Source organism: Haloplanus litoreus, from assembly GCF_045690335.1.
Taxonomy (GTDB): domain Archaea; phylum Halobacteriota; class Halobacteria; order Halobacteriales; family Haloferacaceae; genus Haloplanus; species Haloplanus litoreus.
Genome location: NZ_CP147874.1, coordinates 256,000 through 270,562, shown reverse-complemented (window position 1 = coordinate 270,562; position 14,563 = coordinate 256,000). Strand labels below are relative to the sequence as shown.

Here is a 14,563-nt window from a genome sequence, read left to right as displayed (position 1 = left end):
CACTCGTGCCGACGTACAGTCGGCGGTACGGTCCTGCTCTAGAGTAGCCGGTACGTGCCCCCGGATTCGCTGGCCTCGCCGCGCCGCACCAGTCGGTCGAGCAGATCGGTCGCGGCGTCCGGGGGGACACCGTGCTCGGTCGCGTACTCGAGGACGTCCTCCTCCGCAGGGGCGTCGAGGGTACGGATGGCGTCGCGGACGATTTCGGGGCGGCTCCGACTCCCGCCACCCCGTGTCGCTCGCTCACCCGCCGCCTCGGCGGCGTCGGCGTCGACCCCCGCCGCGTCGAGATACTCCCGGTCGTCGACGACGGCCTCGTCGGCGACGGCGTCCAGGTCGGTCACCGAGGGTGTCGATTCGAAGGCGTCGGTCGCGTCGGCCCGGTCGGCGAGCATCGCCGCGCGCGCCTCGCGGGCGGCGTCGCGGTCCGCGGCGGTGTACAGTCGCTTCAGATTCGCCGTCCGGTGGCGGTGCCGGCAGCGCGGACAGGTCGCCGTCTCCGCCGTCTTCGGGTCCGCGAGCAACCACAGCGCGTGACACTCGTTACAGCCGACCACCGCGTACATGGTGGCGACGTTGCGCGCTTCCGGTAATGAACCCGTCGTCCCGCTACGACAGGGGGTCGGCGTGGTCGAGGCACCGGTCGATCGACCGGTCGACCCAGTCGACGACGGCCTCGTCGTCGCTCTCGAGGAGGGCCCCCGCCATGTCGTCGACCCCCGACGAGCCGAGGAAGGCGTGGCCGTCGGCGACACCGAACGCGAACGGGACGTCGGCGGCGGCGACGTAGACGTCGGTGCGCGGCGAGTCGACGACCGCCCGGAACCGGTCACAGTACGTCGGCGAGAACTCCGACGGGTGCGGCGTGGCCTCTTCGAGGACGAGCGTTACCTCTTGGAGGGTGGGATCGTGCTCTACGCGGGTGGCGAGTTGCTCGACCGTATCGTTGAGGAGGAACGGAGCGACCTCCCGGATGCGGGTCGCGTCGGCTCGGAGTTCGAGGAGCCGATCCACGGGGGCGGTGGGGTCGGTGTCGGGCCGAACGACAGTCGCGTCGGCCAGCGCCTCGACGTCGAGGTCGAAGGCCGACGCGGGTGTCCGTTCGAGGAACGGGCGGGCCTCCTCGGCGAGACGCTCCCGCCGCCGGAAGCAGTCGTAGGACGAGAGCATGGTGGCGCCCATAGCCGTGAGTTCGTAGCCGCCGTCGACGGAGCGAACCCAGCCGCGGGACTCCATCGTCCGCAACGTTCGCTTCAGCGTGCGCCGGGACGCGGACACCCGCTCTTCGAGCTGCCGTGCTGAGAGGTACCCCCCTTCTCGAAGGGCGGTCAACGTCTCGGGACGCGTGGCCGAACCGAGCAAGTATTCGAGCGCGGTGTCCGACATCGGTCGGTCGACAGTGACTCGCCACGCCTCTAAAACCCCCGGCGTGATTCACCAAGCCGTCGACGCCCCGTGACTCGCCGACGGCGGCGGCGTCCCGGCGGTGAGCCAAGCGTATATGTACGCTCGCCACGCACGTCGAGACGGTGACGGAAGACAGCGAGAGCCTGCGTCCGGACGACGCGTTCACGCTGCTGGCCGACCGGACGCGGATCAAGATCATCCAAGCCCTCGGCGACGCGTCGACGCCAGGGGTGCCGGAGACGCTCCCATTCTCGGAGTTGCGACGCCGGGCCGACATCTCGGGCAGCGGCCGGTTCAACTACCACCTGAAACGGCTGGTCGGCCAGTTCGTCGAGGAGACGGGGGAGGGCTATCGCCTCAGCTACCCCGGTGTCCGGGTGTATCAGGCGATGAAGGCCGGCACCTTCACCGAACGGGTCCGGATCGACCCATTCGACATCGGCGTCGACTGTCACGTCTGTGGCGCCCCGCAGGTGGCCGGCTACCACGACAGCCTGTTTCGGGTGCGCTGTAGCGACGACGACTGTGGGGCGGTGTTTTACAAGTACTTCTGCCCGCCGAGCAGTCTGGCCGAGCGGGAACGGGAGGGCGTCCTCCGGGCCACCAACGAACGCATCCAGCGCGAAATCGCGTCGATGGCGAAAGGCGTCTGTCCCTGGTGCTGTGGCCGGATGGACGCACGCGTCCTGCCGAGGGAGGCCGAGATGCCCCAGCGGGACAACCCGGCTATCGAACACCGGGTGCTCCACACCTGCGGGACGTGTGACGGGTCGCTCTACACGCGTCTCGGGGGACTCGTCGTCACCCATCCCGCCGTCGTCTCCTTCTTTCACGATCACGGCGTCGACGTGACGCGCCGGCACGTCTGGACGCTGCCGTTCGCCGCCTCGGACGAACGAACGACCGTCACGGACACCGAGCCCTGGCGAGCGACGGTGCGGGTCGACTGCGAGGACGAGACGCTCCGGATTCGACTGGACGACGGTCCGTCGGTGGTCGGAGTGTGTCGGTGAGAGACGGCCATATGCCGGCTCTCTCGACACAGTGACAGCCGACAGGATCAGTCGACGCGACGGACCGATCCCGTGGCCAGCCTGGCGGCGTCGACGTGGGCCGCGAGACGGCCATCGTTACGGAACGGATCGGCAGGAGTCCGCTCGCCTTCGACGGCTTCATCCACGGACACCGGGTCGTGTGCGGTTACGTCACAGCCCAGTATGCAGGCGTCCATAGCCGAGAACTGGCGCGAGTCGACCTCCCGATTGGGTGTGGTTGGCTACCGCCGGAGCCACCACCAGCCGCCGCCGAGGAGGGCGAGGACGACGCCGAGCCACGCCACGAGAATCACCGTGTCGGTCGGTCCGGACTCCGCGGCGACGGTGACGGGAACCTCGTACGCGCCGGCGTCGATGGTCTCGCCGTCGGGTCGGTCGGCCGTGACGTTCATCCGTACCGACGACTGCGTCGGCACCGCGTCCTCGGAGACGGTGAGTCCGAACGCGAGGGTGGCCGTCTCGTTCGGGGCCAGTCGGTCGACGTAGGCAACCCGCGACTCGCTGGCGAACGGTTCGGAGATGGCGAGTCGCGCGACCACGTCGGTGAGCGTGACGTCCTCGACGTTCCGGATGCGGACGGTCATGCGGTTGTCCGTGTCGATGTCGAAGGTCGTCTCGCCGCGCGTCACCGACAGCCAGTCGCGCTCGGGGGCGATCCGAGCCGAGGGCTCCAGCGGTTCGCTCACCTGCCGGGTGCGGCGGTCGTCGCGGTACCGGACGGTGAGGTTCAACTGCTGGGTGGTGGGCGTCGCCCGCTCCGAGACGGCCACGTCGAACGCGAAGGTGCGTCGCTCCCCGGGGGCGAGGCGGCCGAGCGACACCTCGGTGTCGGTGGGATCGACGTTGGGGTTCGACGAGCGGTAGACGAGAACCGCGTCGCGGACCGTCCGCGGCCCGGTGTTCGTGACCATTCCTCGGATCGTCCCGGGTTCGCCGACGTGGAGGTCGCCCGAGACGTTCGACGCCGCGAACGCCTGTTCGGGAAGCGGCGTGACCCCCGTCGTCAGTTCGCGGGAGGTGCGCTGGATGCCGTCGCGGTCCCGGTAGGTGACGCGGCCGGACAGGGGGTACTCCCGCACCATCGCGTCGGCCGTGGCGCTCGCGGTGAACGCGAACGTGCGGTTCTCGCCTGAGTTCCAGGTCCCCGTGAACGCGCGGGCACCGGTCGAGCGCGTCCCGAGACGGAGTTCCCCGGAGGGGGAGCCGAGTTGGAGCGTCGCGTCCCGCGCGGGATCGGTGCCGACGTTGCGGACGGTGACGGAGACGTTGCCGCGGCCGGAGACCCCGACCGACGACGCCGAGTCGACGAGTTCGAATCGAGGAACGTCCCGAACCCGGAGTGTCAGATAGTGGCGCTGGTCGTGGACGCTGTCGACGAACTCGGGCGGGGAGGTACCGTACTCCACGAAGTACGTGTACGTGTACTGGACGCGGACCGGCAGCCGGTAGGTCCCCGGCGTCGCGTTCTCCGCCACCGTGATCGAGACGGGATAGGGTCCTGCGGTCCCCTCGGGGACGCTCCCGGCGGGATAGCGCCCCGTGTTGATCTCGACGGGCGCCGATCCGGGCGAGACGGAGAACGTCAGTCCGCGAGCGGTGGTTACACGGTCGACGTACTGCTCCGGGCCGGCGCGTCGCAACTCCCCGCTGTTCGACAGGTAGACGGGGAGGGAAACCTCCTCGCCGGGCGTCACCTCGTCGTCGGGTGTGAACAGGGAGATATCCGGGGATCCGATCACCTGATCGGCGCCGAGCGCCGGGGGCGCCGCCGCCAGCAACAGCGTGAGCGCCACGACGCCGGCGAGCGTTCGCGACGCAGTCATCTACTCGACTGCCTCGCTCGTCGCGGCCGGCGTCGGTCGGAGGGCAGTAGCGCGGGGGCGCCGACGGTCATACCCCGAATAGGACCGCCGCCCCGCATAAATGGTTGGGGCAGAATCATGATCTACAGATCCCGCCGCTGGAAGTGGAGCAAACTGACGACCACCAGGAGGGTCGCGACGACGAGCAACAACAGGGAGTCGGCGAGGTCGACCGTCTCGTGGAGGAGGACCTCCGTCGGGTCGATGTAACGCGTCGGGCTGATCGCACCCAGCCACTCGAAGTCCGTGCCGAGCGTCACCGAGTCGACGAGAAAGAGCAGGAAGACGAGCGCGATTCCGGCACGCTGGGCGGTGTCACCGCGGTTCAGCACGACCGAGAGGAGGAGTCCGATTCCGCCACAGACGAGGAGGTACGGAACCGAGAGGGCGTGGACGACCAGCAGGTAGTAGGGGTCGAGCGGGTAGTCGATGGCGATAGTGCCCCCGAAGACGACGAGCGGCATCGCCAGGTTGAGCGTGACGATGGGGACGCCGAGGGAGAGAAACTTCTCGAAGGCGACCCGCTTCCGGGAGATGGGTGCCGCGAGTACCAGATACAGGCGCCCGGACTCGACGTCGTCGGCGAGGGTGCCGGCGGCCGCGTAGGCAACGTAGAGACCGAGGAGCAACACCCATACCGTCTGGTAGAGTTCCGCCGCGACGAAGCCCTCGATGGTGGTGTACGTTTCGGCGCCGAACCCCTCTCGGAACGACTCCGGCAGTGACTCGATCAGCGCGTCGATGTCGGCGCTCGATTCGGCGATGGTGGGGAAGATGTAGATGATGAGGAGCGCGAAGGCGCCGAGGAGGACGGTCAGCGCGAGGGTGCCACGGACGCGCTGGCGCGCCTCGTACCGCGTGGTCTCAAGCATCGTCGCCCCCGTAGAAGTGCATGAACACGTCCTCGATGGGTGGTTCGTCGATTTCGATGTCGACGATGCGGCGGGCGGCCAGGGCGGCGAACAACGCGTCGTAGTCGCCGGTGAAGGTGAACTGTGCTTCGCCCCCCTCCGCGGCGAAGTCGACGATGCCGTCGACGCCGAGGTCAGCGGCCGTCAGCGGCGCTTCGGTGTGAACGCGGACGCGCTTGCCCCCGCGAGCCAGCAGCTCCTCGACGTCCTCGACGGTGACCAGTCGGCCCTCCCGGATGATGCCGACGCGGTCACAGACCCGGCGGACCTCGCCGAGGACGTGTGAGGAGAAGAAGACGGTCTTGCCTCGGTCGCGTTCTGCGCGGAGAAAGCGATTGAACGCCTCCTGTTTGAGCGGGTCCAGTCCAGAGGTCGGTTCGTCCATAACGACTAGGTCGGGGTCGTGCATGAATGCCTGGACGATGCCGAGCATCTGCTTGTTCCCGGTGGAGTACTCCCGGATCTTCCGGTCGAGGGGCGGTGTAAACAGGTCGAGCAGTTCGTCGCGACGCTCGCCGCCCTTGAGCGCGGCCTGATAGTCGAGGAACTCGTCGCCGGTGACCGACGGGGTGAAGGCGAGTTCCCCGGGGAGGAAGCCGATCCGGGCGCGAGTCTCCCGGAGCGCCGCCTCGTCGCGGACGTCGGCACCGAGGACGCGCGCGGTGCCTGCCGTCGGCGACTGGAAGCCCATGAGCTGTCGGATCGTCGTGGACTTGCCCGCGCCGTTCGGCCCGAGATAGCCGAAGATTTCGCCACGCTCGATGGCGAAGTCGAGGTGGTCGTTGGCCAGCGTATCGCCGTAGGCCTTGGTCAGTCCTTCCACCTCGATGGCGGCCATACCGTCGCCCACGGGGCCACGGGAGATATATCCCCGGTCGGTGCGCAACCGCCATCCGTCCCCCGGCCCTATAGCGCCCATGACCGCCGTTGCACTGCTGAGCGTCGCGCCGGTGAAAGAGGGGAGCATGGCCGCGGACGTGGCCGATGCGGTGGCCGCACTGGAGGACTTCGACGTGTGCTACGAGACCAACCCGATGGGGACGGTGATCGAAGCCGACGACGTGGGGACGCTGTTTGCGGCCTGCGAGGCCGCCCACCGAGCCGTCGAGGCCGACCGGGTGAGTACGGTGTTGAAAATCGACGACAAGCGGACGAGCGACGCGTCGGCCGCCGCGAAAGTCGAGGGCGTCGAGACCGTACTGGGACGGCCGGCGCGGAGCGACCGGGAGTGAGCGGCCGCCACCGACAACCCATTTAACCGAAAGCGCCCAACCCGCAGGTATGGAGAGTCTCAATCGGATGGCCGTCGAACTCGTCGACGAAGCCATCGACTTCGCCGGCGAACTCAACGTCGACGTGACCGAACTCGACTCGGGGGCGACGGTCCTCGACTTCGGCGTCGCGGCCGCGGGCGGACTCGAAGCCGGACTGTTGCTCGCGGAGATTCAGACCGCGGGACTGGCGACGATCCAGACCCGGATGGACGAGGTGGCGGGGACACCGTTCCCCTACGTCGAACTCACGACGGACAAGCCGGCGCTCGCCCTGCTCTGCTCGCAGAAGGCGGGCTGGGAACTCGTCGCCGAGGGCATCGACGGCCTCGGGTCGGGACCGGCGCGGGCGCTCGTGGGTGAGGAACACGAGTTCGAAGTCGTGGGCTACTACGACGAGTTCGACCTGACCGTCCTGACCGTCGAGGCGGCGTCGTTGCCGGGCGACGCCGCGGCCGAACAGGTGGCCGACCGAACCGGCGTCGCCCCGAGCGGCGTGTTCCTGCCGACGTACCCCACGGGATCGATGGCCGGGAGTGTCAGCGCCGCCGCCCGCGCGCCCGAACTCGCGCTCTTTCGCCTGTTCGAACTCGGCTACGACCCGACGGACGTGGTGTCGGCGGCGGGGAGCGCCCCAGTCGCCCCCGTCAGCCACGACGAGAGCGTAGCGATGGGCCGGACCAACGACGCGCTGGCCTACGGAGGACAGGTGTACGTGCAGGTGCGCGAGGACTTCGACCGCTTCGACGAGGTGCCCTCGACGGCCGCCACGGAGTACGAAACCCCCTTCGAACAGGTGTTCGAGGACGCCGACTGGGACTTCTACGAAGTGCCCGAATCGGTCTTCGCACCCGCGCAGGTGACCGTCGACGTCATCGACGGTCCGACCTACGCGCTGGGCGAGACGAACCACGACCTGCTGGCTGAGTCGTTCGGGCTGTGAAGTTCAAACTCGTCCCCGCCGCGCCCGACGCGTTCGACTTCGTCGAACGCGCCCAGCGCGCGGTGCCGCTGGTCCCCGGCACCGAGGACGACTGCTGTGCCCGACTGATGGACCGCCTCGACCTCCCGAGTCGCGACGTGGCGCGGACCTGGCTCACCTTCCTCCGCGCGCTCGAACTCGCCGAGGAGACGCCCTCGGGGTTCCGGCGAACGGACGTCGATCCGACGGTCACGGGGTGCCGCGCGGCGCTCCTCGACCGGGTCTTCGCCGCCGAAGCCGTCCGGGACGCCCTCGACACCGACGACCCACGGACGGCCGACGACGTGTTCGAGACCCTCCGGGGGTCGGTTCCCGTCTGGGAGCGGCACAAGAACCCGTCGCGCTGGGAGTCGATCTGGCGGGACCGGGTTGGCGACCTGCTCTCGTGGCTGGTCCTCCTGGAGGCCGCCGACCGGGTCGACGACGGCGACGGTCCCGCCCGATTCGTGCGGCGCTGACCGGACGAATCCGGACGCGTTAACTCGCCGCGAGCACTACCGCCGCCGATGGCAGACGACTACGGCGGCGTCGTCGGGGCGTTCCCCTACGCGTTCCGGGCGAGCAGTTCGTGGCTGTTCCGATCGTACGCGGTCGTCGGCGGCCTGCTGACCGTCGCGGTCAGCCTGCTCTTTATCGCGGCGGTGGTCGTGGTCATCGCGGGTACGACCGGCGGGGGTGGCGGGTCGCTGACGCTCTCGCGATCGTTTTTCGCCGTCGTCGGTCTGTTCGTGGTCGTTCCGCTCGTCGCTCCCGTTCTGTTCGTGGCGCGTCGTCACCGGCGGGAGGGAGGGAGCGAAGGATCTTACGACGCCGCCCTCGCGGCGACCGGCTACCTGTTCGTCCTGTCGCTCTACGTCGGGGTCGTCGTCTCGGTGCCGCCCGCCCAGCAGACGACGCCGACCGGGACTCTGGCGCCCCTGATCGCCGCGTTGTACGGTCTCCCACAGCTCGCCGGTCTCGGCCCGCCGCTGCTGGCGGCGGCCGTCGAACTGCTCTGTCACCGGCTGTTGCGGTAGTCCGTCGCCCCGTGACGAAACGCCGAAACCCGTCGGCCGCCTACCTCGCTCCATGACCGACGAGAAGACGGGTACGTTCCTCGTGACGGCGGCCGACGACGACGCCGCCGTCCTCACCGACGTCGACGACGGACAGGTTCACACGCTCGCGACGAACCCCGACGTGACGGTCGGGGAGGCCGTCGAGGGAACCGTCGCGCCGGAACCGCCGCTGGAAGTGGCCTGGCGCCTCGCCGAGGTGACCGACCGGTGGACGATCAGCGTCGAGGACAGTTCGGAGGCGCCGACGACGCTCGCCCGCGACATCGCGGCCGAGCAGGCAGTCGGCGAACTCACGCGACGCGAGCGCGCGGGAACGGGCGAACTCCACGTCCTCACCGTGCCGGAGTCGGAGACGGACGCGGCCGTGGCCGACGTCCTCGACGACGAGGAGGGCCTCCGGTCGCGGGCGGCCCGTCTCGGCGTCGCCCGCGTGGTCGTCCGGTCGGAACCGGGCGTGGTGTGTGTCCGGTACGTGCCGTGACCCTGCCGAGAACTGCTCGCCCCGGAGGACATAAGAAGGCTTAGTAGGCGTCGGGGTGGACCGGCGGGCATGGTAGCGTTCGAAGTACCGGAGGTCGACTACACCCGGTACACGAATCGCCAGCTCGCGGCCGTACCCCTCGCGGTGCTCGCCGTTGCCCTCCTGATCATCGGGGGATGGTACGTCGCGACCGGCGCGCCGGTAGACCCCGGCGTTGATTTCACTGGCGGTGCGGAGATACGAGTCGCGGTCGATGCACCGGACGGTCAGGCACGCGAACGGATCGAGGGAGCGTTCGACCCGGCGCCGGAGTCCATCCGGAGCGTGCCCTCGGACGACACGTACATTCTGACGTTCCAGACCGACCAGACGGGCGTGTCGGCGCTGGAAGAACAGGCGCGTGCCGCGGGCTTCGAAGTGCAGTCGAGTTACACCGTCTCCGCGAGCTTCGGCTCCCGCACCCAGCAGCTCGCCCTCGGCGGCGTCGCCTTCGCCTTCGTCGGGATGAGCGTCCTCGTCTTCCTGATGTTCCGGACGTTCGTCCCCTCCATCGCCGTCGTCGTCTCCGCGTTCTCGGACATCGTGGTGCCGGTGGCGCTGATGAACGTCCTCGGCATCGAACTCACGCTGGGGACCGTCGCCGCCCTCCTGATGCTCATCGGGTACAGCGTCGACTCCGACATTCTGCTCAACAACCACATCCTCCGGCGTTCGGGCGGGTTCTACGAGTCGACCCACCGCGCGATGCGGACCGGCGTGACGATGACGCTCACGTCGCTGTCGGCGATGGTCGTCATGACCATCGTGGCGACGCTGTTCGGCATCCAACTGCTCGCCGCCATCGGGACCGTCCTCGTCTTCGGTCTCGTGACTGACCTGATGAACACCTACATGCTAAACCTCAGTCTCCTTCGCTGGTACAAGTACGAGGGGGTGGGCAACTGATGGGCGCGATCCGTGACAACTGGCGCGTCATCCTGCTCGTCGTCGTGCTCGCCGCGAGCCTCTTCGCGCTATTCTCGCCGACGATGGGGTCCGGGGAGAGCACCGACACGCCGGGACTCGCGAGTAGCGGAGTGACCAACCTCCAGTACGGGCTCCAGCTCTCCGGCGGGACGCGCATCCGCGCCCCCCTCGTCGGAGTCACCGCCACCGGTGTCGAGTTCGGGCAAACCGAGACGCCACAGGTCGAACGCGACGTGGCCGGGCAACTGGACGACGTGACCGTCGCCGACGTGATCGTTCGACAGCAGACCCAGACCACCGGCACGGTCGAAGTGACCGTCGACGGCGTCACGCCCGAACAACTGGGACGCGCTCTCGACGCCGCGGGCTACACCCACGAGTCGACGCGCGACGGCGTCACCGAGGCGACGCGCACGCAGACGGTCGACATCCTCTCGGACAAGATCAACGAGGCCGGTCTCTCCGGTGGCACGGTTCAGCAGATCACCACCCCGACCGGCGAGAACTTCATTCTCGTCGAGGTGCCCGACGAGAACCGCCAGCGCGTCGTCGAACTGGTGAACCAGCGCGGGAACGTCCGCGTCGACGCCTACTACCCGGCGGACGACGGCGCCTACGAGCAGATGACGGTGCTCGAACGGGACGACTTCCAGAGCATCGGAAACGCCAGGCAAGGCGGGGAGGGAGAGTTGCCCAACGTGCCGGTCGTGGTGCGCGAGAGCGTGGCGCCGCAGTACCAGCAGCAGATGGTCCAGACGGGGCTCGCCCAGCCGGGCGGCACCCGCTGTAGTTACAGCTCGACGCCCAACAACACCGATCCGTGCCTGCTCCTGATCGTCGACGGGCAGGTCGTCAACTCCTTCGGAATGAGTCCGGGGCTGGCCAGCAACATGCGCTCCGGTGACTGGGCACAGGACCCCCGGTTCATCCTCCAGACCCAGAACTTCAGCGGGGCACAGGACGTCGCGATCAACCTGCGCGCCGGTGCGCTCCCGGCCGCCCTCGACCTCGGCCCGGACGGCGAGGGCACTTCGTCGTACATCGCGCCCAGTCAGGGGCAGCAGTTCCGAACCGACTCGCTGCTGACGGGACTCATCGCCGTCTTCGCCGTCGCCGGCGTCGTCTTCCTGCGCTACGGCGAGGTGGAAGTCGCGGTGCCGATGATCGTCACCGCGCTCTCGGAAGTAGTGATCCTCCTCGGCTTCGCGGCCGGCATCGGCTACCCGCTCGACCTCTCGGTGATCGCCGGATTCATCGCCGTCATCGGGACGGGGGTGGACGACCTCATCATCATCGCCGACGAGGTGATGGCCCAAGGCGACGTGAACAGTCGCCGCGTCTTCCAGTCGCGCTTCCGCAAAGCGTTCTGGGTCATCGGCGCCGCCGCCGCGACGACCATCATCGCGATGAGTCCGCTCGCGGTCCTCTCGCTCGGCGACCTGCAGGGCTTCGCCATCTTCACCATCCTCGGCGTCATCGTGGGTGTCCTCCTCACCCGGCCCGCCTACGGGGACATTTTGCGGGCGCTGCTGACGCGGTAGGCCGGGGCGCTCTCCCCCCCATCCCTTTCGCTACGCTCAAAACTCCGACAGCGACGACTGCTCCGCGGCTGCGAGCACGTCGTCACACGTCGCCCAAGACGCCCGGGCACACGGCGGCAGCCGGCCGTGCTCGGCGACGTACTCCGCGAGGAAGGTTCGCGTCCGGTCGTCGCTCGGGTAGCCGCTCCCCACGTCCCCGTACTCGTCGGCCAGCGCTTCGACCCGGGCGTCCCGTTCCACCTTGGCGACGACACTCGCCGCCGCGACGTGGACGTGGCGCTCGTCGGCGCGGTGTTCGGCGTGCATCTCCACGGCGACGTCGAGAGCATCGCGAACTCGCCGGCCGAACCGGTCGGCGTCCACGTCGCCCGCGTCGACGACGACGACGGCGTCGGCGTCCACCACCGCCGCGATGGCCTCGGCTTGGACCGCGACGGTCAGCGAGTTCATATCCGTCTCGGGGTCGTCGATACGGGCCGGCGTCACGGTTGCCACGCCCACGTCGACGGCCGCGTCGTCGCGGAGACGCGCCGCCAGCTCCTCCCGGGTGGCGGGCGCCAGCCGCTTCGAGTCGTCGACGCCGGTCGGAATGGCGTCCGTCGGCCCCCGAACCGCCGCCGCGACCATCGGCCCGAGCACCGGTCCCTTCCCCGCCTCGTCGGCCCCGATTTGCATACCGGCAGGTACGCGGACGGGTTCAAAGCCGTTTGGGTGACGACCCCGGTCAGTCGTCGGCCGGCGGCGTCAGCGTCGGCGTCTCGGCGGCGTCCCCGGCATCGTCAGCGTCGGCGTCCGCCTCTTCCTCCGCGCGGCGCTCCGCGAGCAGTTCGATCGGTTTGTGATGGTTGCACATGGTACTGACTCCCACAGATGTGGGGGGTCGGATCGTGATAATTCTTGGGTGAACGGCGGGCCTCCACGTCGGGCGGGCGGAGCGCGGCGGCCGCGAAACGGTCTGACTGGGTGTGGTGAGTCGGTAGACGTCACCCACGGGCCGCCACTTGCAGGTGGGGCGTATCCGAAACGACGAGGGCGGGTCGCCGTGCAACGACGCGAGCGGCAATCCTCCCTCGCGTGGGGAGTGGCCACCGTTATCGACGAACGGAGGACTTTGCCCGACATCGCACACCGACCCTCGACACGCCGCTCCGGGTCGGGTGGCGACTCACTCGCTCGCTACGCGTGCCGCGAACTTCTCGCGGAGCTTCTGCAGTTTCGGCCGGATCTGCACCTGACAGTACGCGCGCTGGGGGTTGTTCGCGTAGTAGTCCTGGTGGTAGTCTTCGGCGGGGTAGAACGTCTCTAACGGCTGTACTTCGGTGACGATGGGGTCGTCGTAGTCGTCGGCCAGGCGGTCGATGGTCGCCTCAGCGGTCGCTCGCTGTTCCTCGTGGTGGTAGAAGACTGCCGAGCGGTACTGCGACCCGACGTCGGGCCCCTGTCGATCCTCGGTGGTCGGATCGTGGAGCGCAAAGAAGACCTCTAGGAGGTCCTCGTAGCTCACGACGGTGGGGTCGTACTCGACCTGAATCGCCTCGGCGTGGCCGGTCGACCCCGAACAGACCGCCTCGTAGGTGGGGTCGGGAACGTCGCCGCCGCAGTAGCCGGAGGTGACGCCGTGGACGCCGGCAAGTTCCTGAAACGGAGCTTCGAGACACCAGAAACAGCCACCCGCGAGCGTCGCGGTGGCACGGTCGTCGGTCATGGACGTGTGTAGACGCCGGAGGCGTATGTACGCAGCGCCTACAGGAAGTAGTCCTCGTCCTCGAAGGGTTCGTCCTCGCCCTCCACGGCCAAGACGTCGAGCGCGGTGACGCGGGCGCCGACTCCCAGCAGGCCGGCCAGGCTCGGCTCGGTCCTCCCCTCGTCACCCGAGACGAGTTCCTTGACGTAGAGGCCGCCGGCGCCGTGAATCTCGACCGTTGCGTGCCGGGGGTCGTCCAGTTCGCCGGCCGTTCCGTACACCTCGCGGGTGCGTGTCAGGTTCGCCCGCCGGTGGTCGACCCGCCGTGGCGTGTACTGTTCGATCGTCGCGCCGTCGAGTTCGTCGAGGGCGGCGGCGAGGGCGTCGGCGTCGACCGGGTCGTCGAACTCGACGGCGGCGCGGTAGGTCTTGCTCGCGTCGAGTCCCTTCACCCGTTCGACCATCTCGTAGGTCGCGAGGCGGAGACCGGTCACCTCGACGGCCCCGTCGGCGAAGGCGTTGATGTCCGACTCCAGCCGGTCGACGTCGACGTGCCGGCGGCGCGGCTCCTTCACCTCGACGACGAACGGCCGGCCGGTGTCCAGCATTCTGGCGTCCACGTCCTCGCGGCCGGCGCCGTGAAACAGGGCGTCGACGCCGTCCATCACGTCCTCGACGACCGGCGCGACCAGCTGCTCGACGCTCCGCTCGTAGAGGTAGCCCGTCCCGTCGCAGTGATCGCAGGGCTCTCGCCCCTGTCGCCCGCTCCCGTCGCACTCGCGGCAGGGCCACTCCGTCTGGGGGATGTCGCGTTCGAGTTTGCGGTACCGCCCGTAGACGAACGCGGAGTTGACCGTCGCCTCCACCCGGTCGTCCTCGACGTCGAGGACGAACTGCACGTGGGGGCGGTCGAAATCGACCTCGGCGTCGGTGAGGCGGCCGATCCGCTTGCCGACTTCGCGGTTGAACTCCATCTTGAACGGCTCGCCTGCGTCCGGGTCGGCACCGATTTCCTCGCGGAGCAGACGTTCGTTCTCCTCGATCAGCGGGGGCGTCCGGGTCCCGACCTGGTAGGTGTCGAAGGCAACGTCCGCGACCGATTCGACGGCGCGCTCCGCCCAGTCGTCGAACTCGGCACACCGGCCCTCACACACCCAGCAGTCGGTGGTGTCGACGGGGTCGAAGTCGGCGTCCTCGTCCAGGGCGACGGCGACGCGCAGCGAGCGGCCGCGCTCGGCGTTGGTCAATCCGAAGCTTCGGTCGGCGAAGACACGCCCCAGACACGCATCACAGACTGGGCCGGTCGCCGCGAGCCGGCGCGCGTCGTCCAGGATCGTCATACGTA

At 68.9% G+C, this 14,563-nt stretch carries 18 protein-coding genes; 8 read left to right on the top strand and 10 right to left on the bottom strand.

Annotation, left to right across the window (positions count from 1 at the left end):
* Nucleotides 1-38: 38 nt before the first annotated feature.
* Together V8686_RS01550 and V8686_RS01545 are read right to left on the bottom strand one after the other, a co-directional pair.
* Nucleotides 39-566, bottom strand: a complete 528-nt coding sequence (locus V8686_RS01550; RefSeq protein ID WP_379702158.1) for a DUF5817 family protein — start codon at nucleotides 564-566, stop codon at nucleotides 39-41.
* Nucleotides 567-609: 43 nt separating this feature from the next.
* Entirely contained in the window at nucleotides 610-1,386 is a 777-nt protein-coding gene (locus V8686_RS01545) for a helix-turn-helix transcriptional regulator (protein ID WP_379702157.1), read from the bottom strand.
* 143 nt (nucleotides 1,387-1,529) lie between these two features.
* Here V8686_RS01545 and V8686_RS01540 point away from each other — a divergent pair, with 143 nt between their 5' ends.
* A complete protein-coding gene (locus V8686_RS01540; protein WP_379702155.1) occupies nucleotides 1,530-2,420 on the top strand; it encodes an ArsR/SmtB family transcription factor in 891 nt (296 codons plus the stop codon).
* A gap of 47 nt (nucleotides 2,421-2,467) precedes the next feature.
* On the opposite strand, the gene V8686_RS01535 is transcribed toward V8686_RS01540, so the two are convergent.
* The 4 genes from V8686_RS01535 to V8686_RS01520 all read right to left on the bottom strand — a co-directional run bounded on the left by V8686_RS01535 (nucleotide 2,468) and on the right by V8686_RS01520 (nucleotide 6,073).
* The gene (locus V8686_RS01535; protein ID WP_379702154.1) at nucleotides 2,468-2,638 is read right to left on the bottom strand and encodes a hypothetical protein; all 171 of its coding nucleotides are present in this window, start codon (nucleotides 2,636-2,638) and stop codon (nucleotides 2,468-2,470) included.
* A gap of 45 nt (nucleotides 2,639-2,683) precedes the next feature.
* The gene (locus V8686_RS01530; RefSeq protein WP_379702153.1) at nucleotides 2,684-4,285 is read right to left on the bottom strand and encodes a COG1361 S-layer family protein; all 1,602 of its coding nucleotides are present in this window, start codon (nucleotides 4,283-4,285) and stop codon (nucleotides 2,684-2,686) included.
* A 122-nt stretch (nucleotides 4,286-4,407) separates the two neighbouring features.
* Nucleotides 4,408-5,196: an ABC transporter permease gene (locus tag V8686_RS01525; protein ID WP_379702152.1), complete on the bottom strand. Its 789-nt coding sequence runs from the start codon at nucleotides 5,194-5,196 to the stop codon at nucleotides 4,408-4,410.
* Nucleotides 5,189-6,073: an ABC transporter ATP-binding protein gene (locus V8686_RS01520; protein WP_379702151.1), complete on the bottom strand. Its 885-nt coding sequence runs from the start codon at nucleotides 6,071-6,073 to the stop codon at nucleotides 5,189-5,191. The genes V8686_RS01525 and V8686_RS01520 overlap by 8 nt, the downstream gene beginning before the upstream one ends.
* Nucleotides 6,074-6,152: 79 nt before the next feature.
* Here V8686_RS01520 and V8686_RS01515 point away from each other — a divergent pair, with 79 nt between their 5' ends.
* The 7 genes from V8686_RS01515 to V8686_RS01485 all read left to right on the top strand — a co-directional run bounded on the left by V8686_RS01515 (nucleotide 6,153) and on the right by V8686_RS01485 (nucleotide 11,534).
* The gene (locus V8686_RS01515; protein ID WP_379702149.1) at nucleotides 6,153-6,467 is read left to right on the top strand and encodes a thiamine-binding protein; all 315 of its coding nucleotides are present in this window, start codon (nucleotides 6,153-6,155) and stop codon (nucleotides 6,465-6,467) included.
* Nucleotides 6,468-6,516: 49 nt separating this feature from the next.
* On the top strand, nucleotides 6,517-7,449 hold the full coding sequence (gene mch, locus V8686_RS01510) for a methenyltetrahydromethanopterin cyclohydrolase (protein ID WP_379702148.1): 933 nt from the start codon (nucleotides 6,517-6,519) through the stop codon (nucleotides 7,447-7,449).
* On the top strand, nucleotides 7,446-7,946 hold the full coding sequence (locus tag V8686_RS01505) for a hypothetical protein (RefSeq protein WP_379702146.1): 501 nt from the start codon (nucleotides 7,446-7,448) through the stop codon (nucleotides 7,944-7,946). The genes mch and V8686_RS01505 overlap by 4 nt, the downstream gene beginning before the upstream one ends.
* Before the next feature lie 48 nt (nucleotides 7,947-7,994).
* Nucleotides 7,995-8,504 carry a hypothetical protein gene (locus V8686_RS01500; protein WP_379702144.1) on the top strand — a complete coding sequence of 170 codons (510 nt, stop codon included), beginning with the start codon at nucleotides 7,995-7,997 and terminating at the stop codon, nucleotides 8,502-8,504.
* A 52-nt stretch (nucleotides 8,505-8,556) separates the two neighbouring features.
* Nucleotides 8,557-9,027, top strand: coding sequence for a DUF5812 family protein (locus V8686_RS01495; RefSeq protein WP_379702142.1), 471 nt, complete (start codon nucleotides 8,557-8,559; stop codon nucleotides 9,025-9,027).
* Between the two features lie 69 nt (nucleotides 9,028-9,096).
* Nucleotides 9,097-9,972 (top strand): protein translocase subunit SecF, encoded by an 876-nt coding sequence (gene secF / locus V8686_RS01490; RefSeq protein ID WP_379702140.1) that lies wholly within the window; start codon nucleotides 9,097-9,099, stop codon nucleotides 9,970-9,972.
* Nucleotides 9,972-11,534: a preprotein translocase subunit SecD gene (locus tag V8686_RS01485; protein WP_379702139.1), complete on the top strand. Its 1,563-nt coding sequence runs from the start codon at nucleotides 9,972-9,974 to the stop codon at nucleotides 11,532-11,534. Before secF ends, V8686_RS01485 begins: the two co-directional genes overlap by 1 nt.
* Before the next feature lie 36 nt (nucleotides 11,535-11,570).
* Here the strand turns inward: V8686_RS01485 and rnhB are convergent, their stop codons facing one another.
* From rnhB to V8686_RS01465, 4 genes are all read right to left on the bottom strand, one after another.
* Nucleotides 11,571-12,209, bottom strand: coding sequence for a ribonuclease HII (gene rnhB, locus V8686_RS01480; protein ID WP_379702137.1), 639 nt, complete (start codon nucleotides 12,207-12,209; stop codon nucleotides 11,571-11,573).
* Nucleotides 12,210-12,258: 49 nt separating this feature from the next.
* Nucleotides 12,259-12,387, bottom strand: coding sequence for a hypothetical protein (locus V8686_RS01475; protein WP_379702136.1), 129 nt, complete (start codon nucleotides 12,385-12,387; stop codon nucleotides 12,259-12,261).
* A 312-nt stretch (nucleotides 12,388-12,699) separates the two neighbouring features.
* Nucleotides 12,700-13,239, bottom strand: a complete 540-nt coding sequence (gene msrA / locus V8686_RS01470; RefSeq protein ID WP_379702135.1) for a peptide-methionine (S)-S-oxide reductase MsrA — start codon at nucleotides 13,237-13,239, stop codon at nucleotides 12,700-12,702.
* A gap of 38 nt (nucleotides 13,240-13,277) precedes the next feature.
* A complete protein-coding gene (locus V8686_RS01465) occupies nucleotides 13,278-14,558 on the bottom strand; it encodes a tRNA pseudouridine(54/55) synthase Pus10 (RefSeq protein WP_379702134.1) in 1,281 nt (426 codons plus the stop codon).
* Nucleotides 14,559-14,563 lie beyond the last annotated feature (5 nt).

Excerpts from the sequence above, each read along its gene's own strand:
- V8686_RS01500 (WP_379702144.1), top strand. The coding sequence starts at position 7,995 with ATGGCAGACGACTACGGCGGCGTCGTCGGGGCGTTCCCCTACGCGTTC.
- V8686_RS01525 (WP_379702152.1), bottom strand. The coding sequence starts at position 5,196 with ATGCTTGAGACCACGCGGTACGAGGCGCGCCAGCGCGTCCGTGGCACC.
- V8686_RS01475 (WP_379702136.1), bottom strand. The coding sequence starts at position 12,387 with ATGTGCAACCATCACAAACCGATCGAACTGCTCGCGGAGCGCCGCGCG.
- V8686_RS01515 (WP_379702149.1), top strand. The coding sequence starts at position 6,153 with ATGACCGCCGTTGCACTGCTGAGCGTCGCGCCGGTGAAAGAGGGGAGC.
- V8686_RS01485 (WP_379702139.1), top strand. The coding sequence starts at position 9,972 with ATGGGCGCGATCCGTGACAACTGGCGCGTCATCCTGCTCGTCGTCGTG.
- V8686_RS01535 (WP_379702154.1), bottom strand. The coding sequence starts at position 2,638 with ATGGACGCCTGCATACTGGGCTGTGACGTAACCGCACACGACCCGGTG.
- rnhB (WP_379702137.1), bottom strand. The coding sequence starts at position 12,209 with ATGCAAATCGGGGCCGACGAGGCGGGGAAGGGACCGGTGCTCGGGCCG.
- V8686_RS01520 (WP_379702151.1), bottom strand. The coding sequence starts at position 6,073 with ATGGCCGCCATCGAGGTGGAAGGACTGACCAAGGCCTACGGCGATACG.
- V8686_RS01550 (WP_379702158.1), bottom strand. The coding sequence starts at position 566 with ATGTACGCGGTGGTCGGCTGTAACGAGTGTCACGCGCTGTGGTTGCTC.
- mch (WP_379702148.1), top strand. The coding sequence starts at position 6,517 with ATGGAGAGTCTCAATCGGATGGCCGTCGAACTCGTCGACGAAGCCATC.
- V8686_RS01495 (WP_379702142.1), top strand. The coding sequence starts at position 8,557 with ATGACCGACGAGAAGACGGGTACGTTCCTCGTGACGGCGGCCGACGAC.
- V8686_RS01465 (WP_379702134.1), bottom strand. The coding sequence starts at position 14,558 with ATGACGATCCTGGACGACGCGCGCCGGCTCGCGGCGACCGGCCCAGTC.
- msrA (WP_379702135.1), bottom strand. The coding sequence starts at position 13,239 with ATGACCGACGACCGTGCCACCGCGACGCTCGCGGGTGGCTGTTTCTGG.
- V8686_RS01545 (WP_379702157.1), bottom strand. The coding sequence starts at position 1,386 with ATGTCGGACACCGCGCTCGAATACTTGCTCGGTTCGGCCACGCGTCCC.
- V8686_RS01530 (WP_379702153.1), bottom strand. The coding sequence starts at position 4,285 with ATGACTGCGTCGCGAACGCTCGCCGGCGTCGTGGCGCTCACGCTGTTG.
- secF (WP_379702140.1), top strand. The coding sequence starts at position 9,097 with ATGGTAGCGTTCGAAGTACCGGAGGTCGACTACACCCGGTACACGAAT.